This is a genomic window from Shewanella woodyi ATCC 51908, from assembly GCF_000019525.1.
Classification (GTDB): domain Bacteria; phylum Pseudomonadota; class Gammaproteobacteria; order Enterobacterales; family Shewanellaceae; genus Shewanella; species Shewanella woodyi.
The window spans coordinates 597372-618349 of sequence record NC_010506.1 but is presented as its reverse complement, the minus strand read 5'-3'; the positions used below and the strand labels follow the sequence as shown (position 1 = coordinate 618349).

Genomic DNA, 20978 nt, shown 5'->3' with positions numbered 1-20978 from the left:
TCGACAGTGGACTGGACTTAGCGATAGACGCACCAGCAACGGGCACGGAGGTGGTTATCACCGCCAACGTCACCGATGTCGCGGGCAACACGGCACAAGGCAGCGACAGTGCCACCCTCGATGTCGGCACGGGCACCGGCGCACCGGCTGCGCCGACCGTCACCATTGATGAAGATGCCAACAACGATGGCTTCATTAATGACGCGGAGCTTGATGGCCAAATCAACATCACGGTTGAGTTAGGCGCAGGCACTGTCGTGGGCGACACCTTAGTGGTCACCGACCAAGCGGGTAACGAGCTGTTTAACGGCGTGGTCACCGCAGACATGCTCACCAATGGCGTCCCTGTCACCATGGACGCCCCCGCCACAGGCACTGACGTGGTGGTCACCGCCACCGTCACCGATGCGGCAGGCAACAGCGCACAAGGCAGTGATGCGGCGACGCTCGATGTCGGCACAGACGCTCCGGCAGCGCCAACGGTTGAGATTGTTGAAGACACCAACAACGATGGCACCATCACCGATGCGGAGCTCGATGGCCAAATCAACATCACCGTCACCTTAGGCAGCGGCACCGAGGTCGGTGACACCGTCACCATCACGGACCAAACTGGCGAGGTGATTTACACCGGCCCTGTCACCCAAGACATGCTCGATAATGGCATCGATGCCGTCATCGACGCACCGGCGACCGGCACTGAGCTTGTTATCACCGCCACCGTCACCGATGTGGCAGGCAACACCGCCACCGGCAATGACAGTGCGACACTGGACTACGATGACAGCGTCACCGTACCGGGCGCACCGACCGTGGTTATCACCGAAGATACCAACAACGACGGCTACATCAATGACGCCGAGCTGGAAGGTCAAATCAACATCACTGTTGAACTTGGCGCCAACACCGTGGTGGGCGACACACTTGTGGTGACTGACCAAGACGGTAATGAGCTGTTCAGTGGCACCGTCACCCAGGATATGCTTGATAATGGCCTCGACTTGGCCATGGATCCACCGGCGACCGGCACCAACGTGGTCATCACCGCGACGGTCACCGACACCTTGGGCAATGAAGCGGCAGGCTCAGATAATGCGCTGCTTGATTACGGCTCAGGCACCGGCGCACCGGCGGCGCCGACCGTGGTCATTGATGAGGATATCAACAACGATGGCTTCATCAACGATGCGGAGCTTGATGGTCAAATCAACGCCACCGTCACCTTAGGCGCGGGCACCGTGGTGGGCGACACCGTCACCATCACCGACCAAGACGGCAACACCCTCTTTACCGGCACCGTGACCCAGGACATGCTCGATAACGGCATCGACCTCAGCTTTGATGCACCGGCCACCGGCACCGACCTTGTGGTGACTGCTACCGTCACTGACGCTGCGGGCAACAGCGCGACCGGCTCAGATGCGGCAACGCTCGATTACGGCACCGGCACGGGCGCACCTGCTAGCCCAACCGTGGTCATTGATGAAGATGCCAACAACGATGGCTTCATTAATGATGCGGAGCTTGATGGTCAAATCGACATCACCGTCACCTTAGGCGCAGGCACCGCTGTCGACGACACCCTTGTGGTCACTGACCAAGATGGCAACGTCATCTTCACCGGCACCGTGACCCAGGAGATGCTCACCAATGGCGTCCCTGTCACCATGGACGCGCCAGCGACAGGCACTGACGTCGTGGTCACCGCCACGGTCACTGACGCCGCGGGCAATACAGCCCAAGGCTCAGATGCAGCAACGCTCGATTACGGCACCGGCACCGGCGCACCGGCGGCCCCCACCGTGGTCATTGATGAGGATGCCAACAACGACGGCTACATCAACGATGCCGAGCTTGATGGCCAAATCGATGCCACCGTCACACTAGGCGCAGGCACGAGCGTGGGTGACACCGTCACCATCACCGACCAAGACGGCAACGTCATCTTCAGTGGCCCTGCCACTCAGGAGATGATAGACAATGGTCTGGCAGTCACTATCGACCCGCCTGCCACGGGCACCAACTTAGTTATCACCGCCACGGTCACCGACCCGGCAGGTAACAGCAGTCAAGGCTCTGACAGTGCGCTACTCGATTACGGCACTGGCACTGGCGCACCCGCCAGCCCAACCGTGGTCATTGATGAAGACATCAACAACGATGGCACCATCAACGACACCGAGCTTGATGGCCAAATTGACATCACCGTCACCTTAGGGGCGGGCACCGCGGTGGGCGACACCTTAGTGGTCACCGACCAAGCGGGTAACGTCTTGTTCACTGGCGTGGTTACCCAAGCCATGCTCGATAACGGCCAGGCCGTCACCATGGACACGCCGCCAAGCGGCACGGATGTCGTGGTCACCGCCACCGTCACTGACGTGGCAGGCAACACCGCCACGGGCTCAGATGCAGCCACCTTGGATTACGTTGAGGCGCCAGCGCCAGCAGCGCCAACGGTTGAAATCACTGAAGATGCCAACAACGATGGTTACATCAACAGCGCTGAGCTTGACGGTCAAATCAACATCACCGTCACCCTCGATGCGGGCACCAGTGTCGGCGACACCTTGGTCGTCACCGACCAAGACGGTAACGAACTGTTCAACGGTGTGGTCACTACAGACATGCTCACCAATGGTCTACCATTGACCATGGATGCCCCTGCGACGGGCACCACCGTCACCGTCACCGCGACCCTCACTAACGCCAATGGCGACAGTGCAGCGAGCCATGACAGCGCGACCTTGGATTACGGCACGGGCACCGGCGCACCGGCCAGCCCAACCGTTGAAATCACTGAAGATGCCAACAACGATGGCTTCATCAACCACACGGAGCTTGATGGTCAAATCGATGCCACCGTCACCCTAGGTGCGGGCACTGCGGTGGGCGACACCGTCACCATCACCGACCAAGACGGCAACACCCTGTTCAGTGGCCCAGTCACCCAGGACATGCTCGATAATGGCATCAACGTCAGCCTCGATGCCCCAGCGACCGGCACGGACGTGGTTATCACCGCCACCGTCACCGATGTGGCTGGCAACACCGCCACCGGCAATGACAGTGCAACCTTGGATTACGGCACAGGCACCGGCGCACCGGCGGCCCCTACCGTGGTTATCACAGAAGACGCCAACAACGATGGCTTCATTAATGAGGCTGAGCTTGATGGCCAAATCAATGCCACCGTCACCTTAGGCGCGGGCACCGTGATCGGTGACACCGTCACCGTCACCGACCAAGACGGCAACACCCTGTTCACCGGCGCCGTGACCCAGGACATGCTCGATAATGGCATCAGCGTCAGCTTCGATGCGCCGGCTACCGGCACCACCGTCGCGGTCACCGCCACCGTCACCGACCCTGCTGGCAATACCGCACAGGGCAGCGATAACGCCCTGCTCGACTACGGCACGGGCACCGGCGCACCCGCCAGCCCAACCGTCACCATCGATGAGGACATCAACAACGATGGCTTTATCAATGACGTTGAGCTCTCAGGTCAAATTGACATCACCGTCAGCTTAGGCGCAGGCACCGCCGTGGGCGACACCTTAGTAGTCACCGACCAAGCGGGTAACACCCTGTTCAGCGGCCCAGTCACCCAAGCCATGCTTGATAACGGCCTCACCTTGGCCATCGATGCCCCAGTCACAGGCACTGAGCTTGTGGTCACCGCTAACGTCACTGACCCTGCCGGCAACACCGCCACAGGCAATGACAGCGCGACCTTGGACTACGGCATTGGCAGCGGCGCACCCGCCAGCCCAACCGTCACCATCGATGAAGATAGTAACAACGATGGCTTCATCAACGACGCGGAGCTCGATGGTCAAATCAACATCACCGTTGAGCTCGGAGAAGGCACCGCCGTCGGCGACACCTTAGTCGTCACCGACCAAGCCGGTAATGAACTGTTCAATGGCGTCGTCACTCAGGCCATGCTCGACAGCGGCCTGAGCTTGGCCATCGACGCGCCGGCCACGGGCACTGAGCTCGTCGTGACCGCCAACGTCACAGATCCTGCCGGCAACACCGCCACGGGCAACGACAGCGCGACCTTGGATTACGGCAGCAGCGCCCCATTAGCGCCCACCGTTGAAATCACTGAAGATGCCAACAACGACGGCTTCATCAATGATGCCGAGCTCAATGGTCAAATCAACATCAGCGTCACCTTAGGCGCGGGCACGGTCATTGGTGACACCGTCACCGTCACTGACCAAGACGGCAACGTCTTGTTCAGCGGCCCGGCCACCCAAGACATGCTCGACAACGGCCTGGCACTGGCGATCGATCCGCCTGCCACTGGCACCAACCTGGTTATCACCGCCAACGTCACCGATCCGGCGGGCAACAGCGCGACCGGCTCAGATGCAGCGACACTGGATTACGGTGTGGGCGTCGGCGCCCCTGCCGCACCAAGCGTCACCATCGACGAAGATACCAACAACGACGGCTACATTAACGAGGCGGAGCTTGACGGCCAGATCAACATCACCGTGGAACTCGGCGAAGGCACCGTGGTGGGCGACACCTTAGTGATCACCGACCAAGACGGTAACGAGCTGTTTAACGGGACTGTCACCCAAGATATGCTCGATAACGGCCAAGCAGTCACCATGGACGCGCCAGCCACGGGCACCGATGTGGTGGTCACCGCCACCGTCACTGACGAGGCGGGCAATACCGCCACCGGCAATGATGCAGCGACACTGGACTACGGCACGGGCGTTGGCGCACCGGCCAGCCCGACGGTTGAGATTGTGGAAGATGCCAACAACGATGGCTTCATTAACGATGCCGAGCTTGACGGTCAAATCAACATCACGGTTGAGTTAGGCGCGGGCACGGCCGTGGGCGACACCTTAGTCGTCACCGACCAAGCCGGTAATACCCTGTTCAGCGGCCCGGTCACCCAGGCGATGCTCGACAGTGGACTGGACTTAGCGATAGACGCACCCGCGACGGGCACGGAGGTGGTTATCACCGCCAACGTCACCGATGTCGCGGGCAACACGGCACAAGGCAGCGACAGTGCCACCCTCGATGTCGGCACGGGCACCGGCGCACCGGCTGCGCCGACCGTCACCATTGATGAAGATGCCAACAACGATGGCTTCATTAATGACGCGGAGCTTGATGGCCAAATCAACATCACGGTTGAGTTAGGCGCAGGCACTGTCGTGGGCGACACCTTAGTGGTCACCGACCAAGCGGGTAACGAGCTGTTTAACGGCGTGGTCACCGCAGACATGCTCACCAATGGCGTCCCTGTCACCATGGACGCCCCCGCCACAGGCACTGACGTGGTGGTCACCGCCACCGTTACCGATGCGGCAGGCAACAGCGCACAAGGCAGTGATGCGGCGACGCTCGATGTCGGCACAGACGCTCCGGCAGCGCCAACGGTTGAGATTGTTGAAGACACCAACAACGATGGCACCATCACCGATGCGGAGCTCGATGGCCAAATCAACATCACCGTCACCTTAGGCAGCGGCACCGAGGTCGGTGACACCGTCACCATCACGGACCAAACTGGCGAGGTGATTTACACCGGCCCTGTCACCCAAGACATGCTCGATAATGGCATCGATGCCGTCATCGACGCACCGGCGACCGGCACTGAACTTGTTATCACCGCCACCGTCACCGATGTGGCAGGCAACACCGCCACCGGCAATGACAGTGCGACACTGGACTACGATGACAGCGTCACCGTACCGGGCGCACCGACCGTGGTTATCACCGAAGATACCAACAACGACGGCTACATCAATGACGCCGAGCTGGAAGGTCAAATCAACATCACTGTTGAACTTGGCGCCAACACCGTGGTGGGCGACACACTTGTGGTGACTGACCAAGACGGTAATGAGCTGTTCAGTGGCACCGTCACCCAGGATATGCTTGATAATGGCCTCGACTTGGCCATGGATCCACCGGCGACCGGCACCAACGTGGTCATCACCGCGACGGTCACCGACACCTTGGGCAATGAAGCGGCAGGCTCAGATAATGCGCTGCTTGATTACGGCTCAGGCACCGGCGCACCGGCGGCGCCGACCGTGGTCATTGATGAGGATATCAACAACGATGGCTTCATCAACGATGCGGAGCTTGATGGTCAAATCAACGCCACCGTCACCTTAGGCGCGGGCACCGTGGTGGGCGACACCGTCACCATCACCGACCAAGACGGCAACACCCTCTTTACCGGCACCGTGACCCAGGACATGCTCGATAACGGCATCGACCTCAGCTTTGATGCACCCGCCACCGGCACCAACCTCGTGGTGACTGCTACCGTCACTGACGTGGCAGGCAACAGCGCGACCGGCTCAGATGCGGCAACGCTCGATTACGGCACCGGCACTGGCGCACCTGCTAGTCCAACCGTGGTCATTGATGAAGATGCCAACAACGATGGCTTCATTAATGATGCGGAGCTTGATGGTCAAATCGACATCACCGTCACCTTAGGCGCAGGCACCGCAGTCGGCGACACCCTTGTGGTCACTGACCAAGATGGCAACGTCATCTTCACCGGCACCGTGACCCAGGAGATGCTCACCAATGGCGTCCCTGTCACCATGGACGCGCCAGCGACAGGCACTGACGTCGTGGTCACCGCCACCGTCACTGACGCCGCGGGCAATACAGCCCAAGGCTCAGATGCAGCAACGCTCGATTACGGCACCGGCACCGGCGCTCCGGCGGCCCCCACCGTGGTCATTGATGAGGATGCCAACAACGACGGCTACATCAACGATGCCGAGCTTGATGGCCAAATCGATGCCACCGTCACCTTAGGCGCAGGCACAAGCGTGGGTGACACCGTCACCATCACCGACCAAGACGGCAACGTCATCTTCAGTGGCCCTGCCACCCAGGAGATGATAGACAATGGTCTGGCAGTCACTATCGACCCGCCTGCCACGGGCACCAACTTAGTTATCACCGCCACGGTCACCGACCCGGCAGGTAACAGCAGTCAAGGCTCTGACAGTGCGCTACTCGATTACGGCACTGGCACTGGCGCACCCGCCAGCCCAACCGTGGTCATTGATGAAGACATCAACAACGATGGCACCATCAACGACACCGAGCTTGATGGCCAAATTGACATCACCGTCACCTTAGGGGCGGGCACCGCGGTGGGCGACACCTTAGTGGTCACCGACCAAGCGGGTAACGTCTTGTTCACTGGCGTGGTTACCCAAGCCATGCTCGATAACGGCCTGGCCGTCACCATGGACACGCCGCCAAGCGGCACGGATGTCGTGGTCACCGCCACCGTCACTGACGTGGCAGGCAACACCGCCACCGGCTCAGATGCAGCCACCTTGGATTACGTTGAGGCGCCAGCGCCAGCAGCGCCAACGGTTGAAATCACTGAAGATGCCAACAACGATGGTTACATCAACAGCGCTGAGCTTGACGGTCAAATCAACATCACCGTCACCCTCGATGCGGGCACCAGTGTCGGCGACACCTTGGTCGTCACCGACCAAGACGGTAACGAACTGTTCAACGGTGTGGTCACTACAGACATGCTCACCAATGGTCTACCATTGACCATGGATGCCCCTGCGACGGGCACCACCGTCACCGTCACCGCGACCCTCACTAACGCCAATGGCGACAGTGCAGCGAGCCATGACAGCGCGACCTTGGATTACGGCACGGGCACCGGCGCACCGGCCAGCCCAACCGTTGAAATCACTGAAGATGCCAACAACGATGGCTTCATCAACCACACGGAGCTTGATGGTCAAATCGATGCCACCGTCACCCTAGGTGCGGGCACTGCGGTGGGCGACACCGTCACCATCACCGACCAAGACGGCAACACCCTGTTCAGTGGCCCAGTCACCCAGGACATGCTTGATAATGGCATCAACGTCAGCCTCGATGCCCCAGCGACCGGCACGGACGTGGTTATCACCGCCACCGTCACCGATGTGGCTGGCAACACCGCCACCGGCAATGACAGTGCAACCTTGGATTACGGCACAGGCACCGGCGCACCGGCGGCCCCTACCGTGGTTATCACAGAAGACGCCAACAACGATGGCTTCATTAATGAGGCTGAGCTTGATGGCCAAATCAATGCCACCGTCACCTTAGGCGCGGGCACCGTAATAGGTGACACCGTCACCGTCACCGACCAAGACGGCAACACCCTGTTCACCGGCGCCGTGACCCAGGACATGCTCGATAATGGCATCAGCGTCAGCTTCGATGCGCCGGCTACCGGCACCACCGTCGCGGTCACCGCCACCGTCACCGACCCTGCTGGCAATACCGCACAGGGCAGCGATAACGCCCTGCTCGACTACGGCACGGGCACCGGCGCACCCGCCAGCCCAACCGTCACCATCGATGAGGACATCAACAACGATGGCTTTATCAATGACGTTGAGCTCTCAGGTCAAATTGACATCACCGTCAGCTTAGGCGCAGGCACCGCCGTGGGCGACACCTTAGTAGTCACCGACCAAGCGGGTAACACCCTGTTCAGCGGCCCAGTCACCCAAGCCATGCTTGATAACGGCCTCACCTTGGCCATCGATGCCCCAGTCACAGGCACTGAGCTTGTGGTCACCGCTAACGTCACTGACCCTGCCGGCAACACCGCCACAGGCAATGACAGCGCGACCTTGGACTACGGCATTGGCAGCGGCGCCCCCGCCAGCCCAACCGTCACCATCGATGAGGACATCAACAACGATGGCTTCATCAACGACGCGGAGCTCGATGGTCAAATCAACATCACCGTTGAGCTCGGAGAAGGCACCGCCGTCGGCGACACCTTAGTCGTCACCGACCAAGCCGGTAATGAACTGTTCAATGGCGTCGTCACTCAGGCCATGCTCGACAGCGGCCTGAGCTTGGCCATCGACGCGCCGGCCACGGGCACTGAGCTCGTCGTGACCGCCAACGTCACAGATCCTGCCGGCAACACCGCCACGGGCAACGACAGCGCGACCTTGGATTACGGCAGCAGCGCCCCATTAGCGCCTACCGTTGAAATCACTGAAGATGCCAACAACGACGGCTTCATCAATGATGCCGAGCTCAATGGTCAAATCAACATCAGCGTCACCTTAGGCGCAGGCACGGTCATTGGTGACACCGTCACCGTCACTGACCAAGACGGCAACGTCTTGTTCAGCGGCCCGGCCACCCAAGACATGCTCGACAACGGCCTGGCACTGGCGATCGATCCGCCTGCCACTGGCACCAACCTGGTTATCACCGCCAACGTCACCGATCCGGCGGGCAACAGCGCAACTGGCTCAGATGCAGCGACACTGGATTACGGTGTGGGCGTCGGCGCCCCTGCCGCACCAAGCGTCACCATCGACGAAGATACCAACAACGACGGCTACATTAACGAGGCGGAGCTTGACGGCCAGATCAACATCACCGTGGAACTCGGCGAAGGCACCGTGGTGGGCGACACCTTAGTGGTCACCGACCAAGACGGTAACGAGCTGTTTAACGGGACTGTCACCCAAGATATGCTCGATAACGGCCAAGCGGTTACCATGGACGCGCCAGCCACGGGCACGGATGTGGTGATCACCGCCACCGTCACTGACGAAGCGGGCAACACCGCGACAGGCAATGATGCAGCGACACTGGACTACGGCACGGGCGTTGGCGCACCGGCCAGCCCGACGGTTGAGATTGTGGAAGATGCCAACAACGATGGCTTCATTAACGATGCCGAGCTTGACGGTCAAATCAACATCACGGTTGAGTTAGGCGCGGGCACGGCCGTGGGCGACACCTTAGTCGTCACCGACCAAGCCGGTAATACCCTGTTCAGCGGCCCGGTCACCCAGGCGATGCTCGACAGTGGACTGGACTTAGCGATAGACGCACCCGCGACGGGCACGGAGGTGGTTATCACCGCCAACGTCACCGATGTCGCGGGCAACACGGCACAAGGCAGCGACAGTGCCACCCTCGATGTCGGCACGGGCACCGGCGCACCGGCTGCGCCGACCGTCACCATTGATGAAGATGCCAACAACGATGGCTTCATTAATGACGCGGAGCTTGATGGCCAAATCAACATCACGGTTGAGTTAGGCGCAGGCACTGTCGTGGGCGACACCTTAGTGGTCACCGACCAAGCGGGTAACGAGCTGTTTAACGGCGTGGTCACCGCAGACATGCTCACCAATGGCGTCCCTGTCACCATGGACGCCCCCGCCACAGGCACTGACGTGGTGGTCACCGCCACCGTTACCGATGCGGCAGGCAACAGCGCACAAGGCAGTGATGCGGCGACGCTCGATGTCGGCACAGACGCTCCGGCAGCGCCAACGGTTGAGATTGTTGAAGACACCAACAACGATGGCACCATCACCGATGCGGAGCTCGATGGCCAAATCAACATCACCGTCACCTTAGGCAGCGGCACCGAGGTCGGTGACACCGTCACCATCACGGACCAAACTGGCGAGGTGATTTACACCGGCCCTGTCACCCAAGACATGCTCGATAATGGCATCGATGCCGTCATCGACGCACCGGCGACCGGCACTGAACTTGTTATCACCGCCACCGTCACCGATGTGGCAGGCAACACCGCCACCGGCAATGACAGTGCGACACTGGACTACGATGACAGCGTCACCGTACCGGGCGCACCGACCGTGGTTATCACCGAAGATACCAACAACGACGGCTACATCAATGACGCCGAGCTGGAAGGTCAAATCAACATCACTGTTGAACTTGGCGCCAACACCGTGGTGGGCGACACACTTGTGGTGACTGACCAAGACGGTAATGAGCTGTTCAGTGGCACCGTCACCCAGGATATGCTTGATAATGGCCTCGACTTGGCCATGGATCCACCGGCGACCGGCACCAACGTGGTCATCACCGCGACGGTCACCGACACCTTGGGCAATGAAGCGGCAGGCTCAGATAATGCGCTGCTTGATTACGGCTCAGGCACCGGCGCACCGGCGGCGCCGACCGTGGTCATTGATGAGGATATCAACAACGATGGCTTCATCAACGATGCGGAGCTTGATGGTCAAATCAACGCCACCGTCACCTTAGGCGCGGGCACCGTGGTGGGCGACACCGTCACCATCACCGACCAAGACGGCAACACCCTCTTTACCGGCACCGTGACCCAGGACATGCTCGATAACGGCATCGACCTCAGCTTTGATGCACCGGCCACCGGCACCGACCTTGTGGTGACTGCTACCGTCACTGACGCTGCGGGCAACAGCGCGACCGGCTCAGATGCGGCAACGCTCGATTACGGCACCGGCACGGGCGCACCTGCTAGCCCAACCGTGGTCATTGATGAAGATGCCAACAACGATGGCTTCATTAATGATGCGGAGCTTGATGGTCAAATCGACATCACCGTCACCTTAGGCGCAGGCACCGCTGTCGACGACACCCTTGTGGTCACTGACCAAGATGGCAACGTCATCTTCACCGGCACCGTGACCCAGGAGATGCTCACCAATGGCGTCCCTGTCACCATGGACGCGCCAGCGACAGGCACTGACGTCGTGGTCACCGCCACCGTCACTGACGCCGCGGGCAATACAGCCCAAGGCTCAGATGCAGCAACGCTCGATTACGGCACCGGCACCGGCGCTCCGGCGGCCCCCACCGTGGTCATTGATGAGGATGCCAACAACGACGGCTACATCAACGATGCCGAGCTTGATGGCCAAATCGATGCCACCGTCACCTTAGGCGCAGGCACGAGCGTGGGTGACACCGTCACCATCACCGACCAAGACGGCAACGTCATCTTCAGTGGCCCTGCCACCCAGGAGATGATAGACAATGGTCTGGCAGTCACTATCGACCCGCCAGCCACGGGCACCAACTTAGTTATCACCGCCACGGTCACCGACCCGGCAGGTAACAGCAGTCAAGGCTCTGACAGTGCGCTACTCGATTACGGCACTGGCACTGGCGCACCCGCCAGCCCAACCGTGGTCATTGATGAAGACATCAACAACGATGGCACCATCAACGACACCGAGCTTGATGGCCAAATTGACATCACCGTCACCTTAGGGGCGGGCACCGCGGTGGGCGACACCTTAGTGGTCACCGACCAAGCGGGTAACGTCTTGTTCACTGGCGTGGTTACCCAAGCCATGCTCGATAACGGCCTGGCCGTCACCATGGACACGCCGCCAAGCGGCACGGATGTCGTGGTCACCGCCACCGTCACTGACGTGGCAGGCAACACCGCCACCGGCTCAGATGCAGCCACCTTGGATTACGTTGAGGCGCCAGCGCCAGCAGCGCCAACGGTTGAAATCACTGAAGATGCCAACAACGATGGTTACATCAACAGCGCTGAGCTTGACGGTCAAATCAACATCACCGTCACCCTCGATGCGGGCACCAGTGTCGGCGACACCTTGATCGTCACCGACCAAGACGGTAACGAGCTGTTCAACGGTGTGGTCACTACAGACATGCTCACCAATGGTCTACCATTGACCATGGATGCCCCTGCGACGGGCACCACCGTCACCGTCACCGCAACCCTCACTAACGCCAATGGCGACAGTGCAGCGAGCCATGACAGCGCGACCTTGGATTACGGCACAGGCACCGGCGCACCGGCCAGCCCAACGGTTGAAATCACTGAAGATGCCAACAACGATGGCTTCATCAACCACACGGAGCTTGATGGTCAAGTCGATGCCACCGTCACCCTAGGCGCGGGCACTGCGGTGGGCGACACCGTCACCATCACCGACCAAGACGGCAACACCCTGTTCAGTGGCCCAGTCACCCAGGACATGCTTGATAATGGCATCAACGTCAGCCTCGATGCCCCAGCGACCGGCACGGACTTGGTTATCACCGCCACCGTCACCGATGTGGCTGGCAACACCGCCACCGGCAATGACAGTGCGACCTTGGATTACGGCACAGGCACCGGCGCACCGGCGGCCCCTACCGTGGTTATCACAGAAGACACCAACAACGATGGCTTCATTAATGAGGCTGAGCTTGATGGCCAAATCAATGCCACCGTCACCTTAGGCGCGGGCACCGTAATAGGTGACACTGTCACCGTCACCGACCAAGACGGCAACACCCTGTTCACCGGCGCCGTGACCCAAGACATGCTGGATAATGGCATCAGCGTCAGCTTCGATGCGCCGGCTACCGGCACCACCGTCGCGGTCACCGCCACCGTCACCGACCCTGCTGGCAATACCGCACAGGGCAGCGATAACGCCCTGCTCGACTACGGCACGGGCACCGGCGCACCCGCCAGCCCAACCGTCACCATCGATGAGGACATCAACAACGATGGCTTTATCAATGACGTTGAGCTCTCAGGTCAAATTGACATCACCGTCAGCTTAGGCGCAGGCACCGCCGTGGGCGACACCTTAGTGGTCACCGACCAAGCGGGTAACACCCTGTTCAGCGGCCCAGTCACCCAAGCCATGCTTGATAACGGCCTCACCTTGGCCATCGATGCCCCTGCCACAGGCACTGAGCTTGTGGTCACCGCTAACGTCACTGACCCTGCCGGCAACACCGCCACAGGCAATGACAGCGCGACCTTGGACTACGGCATTGGCAGCGGCGCACCCGCCAGCCCAACCGTCACCATCGATGAGGACATCAACAACGATGGCTTCATCAACGATGCGGAGCTCGATGGTCAAATCAACATCACCGTTGAGCTCGGTGAAGGCACCGCCGTCGGCGACACCTTAGTCGTCACCGACCAAGCCGGTAACGAACTGTTCAATGGCGTCGTCACTCAAGCCATGCTCGACAGCGGCCTTAGCTTGGCCATCGACGCGCCGGCCACGGGCACTAATGTAACGATTACTGCGACAGTTACAGATCCGGCAGGCAATACCAACTCAAATAGCGATACAGCATTAATTACTAACGCAACTAATGATGCAATCACTGTTCTTGAGGACAATACAGCTTCAGGGAATGTGCTAGCTAATGATGGTGCAGGTCATATCAGTGTGACTGGATTCACCATGGATACTGATGGTGATAGCGTTGAAGAGAGCTTTGATGTAAATACTAACGTGACTGTTGAGGGTGGTACCTTAATCATCAATAGTGATGGCAGTTATAGCTTCACTCCAGCCGCTAACTGGAATGGTGTTCTGCCTGTTATCACCTACACAACAAACACAGGTGACACAGCAACCCTTACTATTACTGTAAGTAGTGTTGATGAGCCAGTTATTGCTAATGATGACAGTTACACCGTCAACGAAGATGGCTCTATCTCTATTAACCTGCTTGGTAACGATGTTGCTAATGATGGTGGTCTGGCAATCCAGAGTATCAATGGTGTGACATTAACTGGCGGCGCTCAGAACATTACAGTGCCTAACGGTACTGTAGTAATTGCAACTGACGGCACTATGACCTTTGTTCCTGATGCCAACTATAACGGTAATGTCAGCTTCGATTATGTTGCGACTGATGTCGACGGCGATACCGATACAGGCACAGTCACGATCACAGTCGATAACGTCGATGATCCCGTTATTGCTAATGATGACAGCTACACTGTTGACGAAGATAACTCTATTGCCATTGACCTACTTGGTAACGATGTCGCTAACGATGGTGGTCTGGCTATCCAGAGCATCAATGGTGTGACGCTAACTGGCGGCGCTCAGAATATTACAGTGACCAACGGTACTGTTGTGATTGCAGCCAATGGCACCATGACCTTTGTTCCTGATGCCAACTTTAACGGTAATGTTAGCTTCGATTATGTGGCAACAGATGTCGATGGCGATACCGATACCGGTACGGTCACAATTACTGTAAACAGTGTAGATGAGCCCGTTATTGCTAATGATGACAGTTACACTGTCAACGAAGATAGCTCTATTGCAATTGACCTTCTTGGTAACGATGTTGCTAATGATGGTGGTCTGGCAATCCAGAGTATCAATGGTGTGACATTAACTGGCGGCGCTCAGAACATTACAGTGCCTAACGGTACTGTAGTTATTGCAACTGACGGCACTATGACCTTTGTTCCTGATGCCAACTTTAACGGTAATGTTAGCTTCGATTATGTGGCAACGGATGTCGACGGCGATACCGATACAGGTACAGTCACGATAACAGTCAACAACGTCGATGATCCCGTTGTTGCTAATGATGACAGCTACACTGTCGACGAAGATAACTCTATTGCGATTGACCTACTTGGTAACGATGTCGCTAACGATGGTGGTCTGGCTATCCAGAGCATCAATGGTGTGACGCTAACTGGCGGAGCTCAGAATATTACAGTGACGAACGGTACTGTTGTGATTGCAGCCAATGGCACCATGACCTTTGTTCCTGATGCCAACTTTAACGGTAATGTTAGCTTCGATTATGTGGCAACAGATGTTGATGGCGATACCGATACCGGTACGGTCACAATTACTGTAAACAGTGTAGATGAGCCTGTTATTGCTAATGATGACAGTTACACAGTCGACGAAGATAACTCTATTGCGATTGATCTACTTGGTAATGATATTGCTAACGATGGTGGTCTGACTATCCAGAGTATCAATGGTGTGACATTAACTGGTGGAGCTCAAAACATCACAGTGACTAACGGTACTGTTGTTATCGCAGCAAGTGGAGCTATGACCTTTGTTCCTGATGCCAACTTTAACGGTAATGTCAGCTTCGATTATGTGGCAACGGATGTCGATGGCGATACCGATACAGGCACGGTCACAATCACAGTCAATAGCGTCGACGACCCTGTTACAGCTAATGATGACAGCTATACAGTCGATGAAGATGACTCTATTGCTATTAACTTACTTAGCAACGATTTAGCACCCGATGGTGGCTTAGCACTTGTAAGTATTAACGGCGTCACATTAACTGGTGGAGCTCAGAATATTACGGTACCTAACGGTACAGTAGTTATTGCCGCCAATGGCACTATGACCTTCGTACCTTCACCTAACTACAATGGCAGTGTCAGCTTCGACTATGTAGCTACCGACTTAGACGGTGATACTGATACTGGTACAGTGAACATAACAGTCAATAGCGTCGATGATCCTGTTGTCGCGAATGATGACAGTTATACCGTCAATGAAGATCAACCGGTTGTACTTAACTTACTTAGTAATGATGTTGCCAATGATGGCGGCCTAGCAATTAAGAGCATTAACGGCGTCACATTAACTGGTGGAGCTCAAAATATTGCAGTGACCAACGGTACTGTTGTTATTGCACTAAGCGGGGCAATGACCTTCGTTCCAAATGCTAACTTCAACGGTAATGTCAGCTTTAATTATGTCGCGACTGATGCCGATGGTGATACCGATACAGGCACTGTCACTATCACAGTTAATAGTGTTGATGATCCTGTTATCGCTAATGATGATAGCTACACTCTAAATGAAGATGGCTCTATTGCAATTAACCTACTAGGCAATGATGTTGCCAATGATGGTGGTTTAGCTATTCAAAGCATTAACGGTGTTACCTTAACAGGTGGCGCTCAAAGTATTCTCGTTGACAATGGAACTGTCGTTATTGCCAGTGATGGCACAATGACCTTTGTTCCTGATGCAAACTTCAATGGCACAATCAGCTTTGATTATGTGGCAACTGATGCAGATGGTGATACCGACACTGGCAGTGTCACCATCACAGTCAACAGCGTAAATGACGACCCAGATGCAATTGATGATTACACCATGATTATTGATGCAGGAGCCATTGCTACTGGTTACACTGGCGACTCCTCATCTTCAACAATAGTAGAGGGATATGGCACAGATAAGGTTGATGATTCAGCGTATCTAACAACGACGCATCCTGATGGAAGTTACACAGTGGTCTGGCGCGCCTGGGATACTAGTTATAGTGGAAATAACAAAGTATTTATGCAGAGGTTTAACGCTGACGGCACTGAAAATGGCGATAAACTAACATTAGGCTCTAGAGCTAAAATTGAATCACCTCAAGTGACTCGACTCAATGATGAAGGTGACCTGTTAGTAACCTGGACGGGCTACAACAACAGCAGCTCGCTCAATACTCACTCCTATGCTCAAGTAGTCTACGCTAACCCTGCTGATCATGGTGGAGCCACAATGGGTCCAGAGATGGACCTTGGGGCTTCTGCGCTTAGAAGTGTCACCTCAGAGCAATCTGGCGATAACAGTATCCTTGTTTGGCAAAACGGCTTCACTTTGTACATGCAAGTATTGGATAGTGATGGTAACAAGGTAGGTGGTGCCCAGACTGTAGGCTCAATCTCCACCAACACAAATGGTTTCCCTATTGAAGGCAAACCTGAAATTTCAGTACTGGATAACGGTAACTATGTGATCTCTTGGAGTCACGGCTCCACATCGACCGCAACCAATGTTGTATTAATGTCCTCTGATGGTACTCAAATTGGCAGTACACAAACGCTAAATATTGGTCGTACTGAAGGTGTTGACGACCTAGAGACCAATGTTATTAGTATTGGTTCAAGTGGCATCTATGCAGTTGTCGGTTCCACTGGTGGCGTAGTTAAAATGACTCTGGTTAATGGCTCAACCAATGTGCCAGTTGCCAACTCTACGCAAACATTGTCTCTAGCAGGTACTACTGGCAACGATATGCCTTCTATCACCACTATCGGCTCTAACGGTGAATTTGTGGTGGTATGGCGTGGAATTGAAGGTGGTCAATGGCACACCTACATCCAACGCTTCAATGCCGATGGTTCAAAAGATGGTGCGACTGACAAGTTCATGGCTTCAGGTGGACACGGCCCCGCTAAAGTTGTCAGCGTTGGAGACGACGGTGACTACGTCATCGTTTGGGCAAGTATCAATAATGCCGGCAATTACGATGTCCACACTCAAAAATACGATGCAGATGGTAACAAGGTAGGTACAGAACTAACCTTCACTGGTGAACAAGCAAATATTAACGACTTAGGATTCGATATTGTCGCTGTAGGCAATAATGGTGCTTATGCAGTTTCCTTCGTAGGTACAGACTCTGCTGCTAATGGGGGCGATTTAAGTATCTATATTGGCCAGGTAGATGAGAATGGTAACAAGGTTGTTACCTATCCTGATGGTGGAACTGGTGACTTTGATATTACGACCAGTGTAGTGGCCGCTGCAGGCGGGACTTACAATGCAACGTTCAGCACTGGAGTGCTAACAATAGTAACAGCTGGCGGTCAAACACTGACCTATCAACCTGGTAGCACTCATAGTATTGCAAAAGATATTTGGGATAATGCAACTAGCATTAAACTGATTGGCGCAGTAGGAGCGGATTACGACTTAGTTGTCACTACCTCGGTTGCAATCACTACTGAAGAAGATACTGCTATCGTTATCAACACGTCTGATTTGTTAGTTAATGACACTGATATCGACGGTGATACCTTAACCGTTGTCTCAGTACAAGATCCTCAAAATGGCACAGTGGTACTCCATGCAAATGGCACGATAACCTTTACGCCAAATGCGAATTATCATGGTCCAGCTAGCTTCACTTACACCATCAGCGATGGTAATGGTGGCACAGATACCGCAACGGTTTACTTAACAGTAACTCCTACAGACGATCCAGTGTCTATCACAACACCTGCAAAAATGATCTTAGATGAAGATCAATTATCAGGTGGTACAGGGACAGAGATTGACCCAGTAGTGCAAACACAGCAGTTTACTGTTTCGGCACCTGATGGGTTAAACAGACTCGAGATAACCAACAGTGGAGTCACTACATCTGTCACTCTAGCTATGCTGCTTGCAGCAACCCCAGCTGCAGCAATAGTTATTGAGGGCGAGCATGGCACATTAACCATCACTGATTATGATGCAAGCACAGGAACTGTGACCTACAGCTACACACTCAGTGAAGCACAGACGCACAGCTTAACCGAAGACGAGCTTAGCGATAACTTTGGTGTGACGGCATATGATATCGATGGCGATACCAGCTCAACAACACTTGAAGTCGGTATTCTCGATGACCATGCACAGGCTACTTTAGATACTAACGGTGTCGATGTACTAACCGATGGATTTGAGGTATCTGGAATTGTTGGTGAGTGGAGTAGTTGGACTGGTGGTGGACCTTACCTGACTCGTTTCGATTCAGATGATAACGATGCAGGTCTCGATCAGATGCGTTGGGGAGTTGCAAATGTCGATGTCGCCTCTGGTTATAGCTTTATCGATAATGATACAGGTTTGGATGGAGTCCTTGAGCTCAACCAAGATATAGTATTGGGTGACTTCACCCACATTAACTTCCCTGTATTTTCGTCAATTACACAGGCTACCTTAACGGTTAATTTTACCATCACAGATTCTTTCGGTGTGGTAACGACGGTAGGAATTGACATTAACTTCGATCATAACGAAACCCCAAATAGTAGTGATCCAGAGGCAAGTCGCGATATTATTAATATCGGTCAACCTGAGGTGACATTCCAATATGAAGGCGAGTTCTACACCATTAAGGTGCTTGGCTTCATTGATGAGAATGGTGACTTGGTTACCACGGTCAGAACCTATGAAAATCAAACTAACACCTACGAGTTAATCGCTAAGGTAGTTGAGGGTGTGGGTTACCACTTACCTAATAAAGAGGGTAACGTGCTTAGCAACGATTTAGGCTCTGATGGTCTAACCGTTGTCGGGGTTGCCTTTACCAATGATGATGGTACAGACATCTTCACTGGTGTAGGTACAACGATACAAGGTACTTACGGTAACTTAGTGCTCAATGCTGATGGCACCTATGAGTACCAGTTAACAGCGGGCACCAATATCATCCCTGAAGATGCGACTGAAACCTTTGTTTACACAATCAGAGATTCTGATGGTGATGTTTCAACCACTAAACTGATTATTGGTGTAACCCCATCTGACTTTAATGGCGTTCCAGTCGATATCGACCTTAATGTCGATGGCAATGACGGCAATGACTCTATCCTTGTTGTTGATGGTGAGAATTCGGCTAACCCGAACCAGTTGAATGTTAACTTTGGTGGTGGATTGCAAGGTACTATCACCAATCAAGCAGGTGCTGAAGTGTTAGTAACTTCAGGAACAGCTTACAGCACTCACTCAGCTCAAAACGTCAGCTCTGGTGCAGGTCAAGATCATATTGAGACCGGCAGCGGTAACGATATTATCTACGCCGGTTCAACTGGCAACTCAGTAAGCGGTAATACGGATAATGATATAGAGCTAAGTACTTCAACTCTACTCAGCCATCATATAATGACAGGTTCATTGAATGGTTCTAACAGCATTGTCGATAATGACGGTCTGTTATTATCAGCGGATGTCACTAGTGAAAAAGCAGATGTTGTCAACGCAGGTAGTGGTGATGACATGGTTTATGGACAAACTGGTAGCGACATTCTTTATGGTCACACAGGTAACGATACCCTCGATGGTGGTAATCATAACGATGCCCTTCGTGGTGGTAGAGGTGATGACACGCTTATTGGTGGACAGGGTGATGATGTACTAAGAGGCGATGCAGGCAGAGACACCTTTGTTTGGAATAAGGATGAATTAGGTACTGATCATATTATCGACTTTAATCTAGGCCAAGATAAGTTAGACCTCAGTGATCTACTACAAGGTGAGACTGCTGATAACTTGTTCCTGTACCTACATTTCACTATCAATGATACAACGGGAACTACTACCATTGATATTGATGCTGACCATAACGGAACATTTGAGCAGCATATCGTACTCGATGGTGTGGATCTTAGTGACATCTATGGAGACACTGAAAGTGAGATTATCAATGGCTTATTAGGTGATAACGGAGATGGTCCATTAATCATTAATACAGTGGCAGATGCTTCATCTCCATCACCGACAGGACCTGGTTCAGACCCTAGTTTAGAAGAGAATCAAGTAACGCATCTGATCCCTTAG

1 protein-coding gene (only partly in view) is annotated in these 20978 nt (G+C 55.0%); it reads left to right on the top strand.

Features of this window, described 5'->3' with window-relative positions; all coding sequences use genetic code 11:
* Window positions 1-20978 carry the final stretch of an Ig-like domain-containing protein gene (locus tag SWOO_RS02475; protein ID WP_012323124.1) on the top strand. Its footprint begins 27991 nt before the window's first position, so only the last 20978 of its 48969 coding nucleotides appear in the window; the start codon falls outside the window, past its left edge; its stop codon occupies window positions 20976-20978.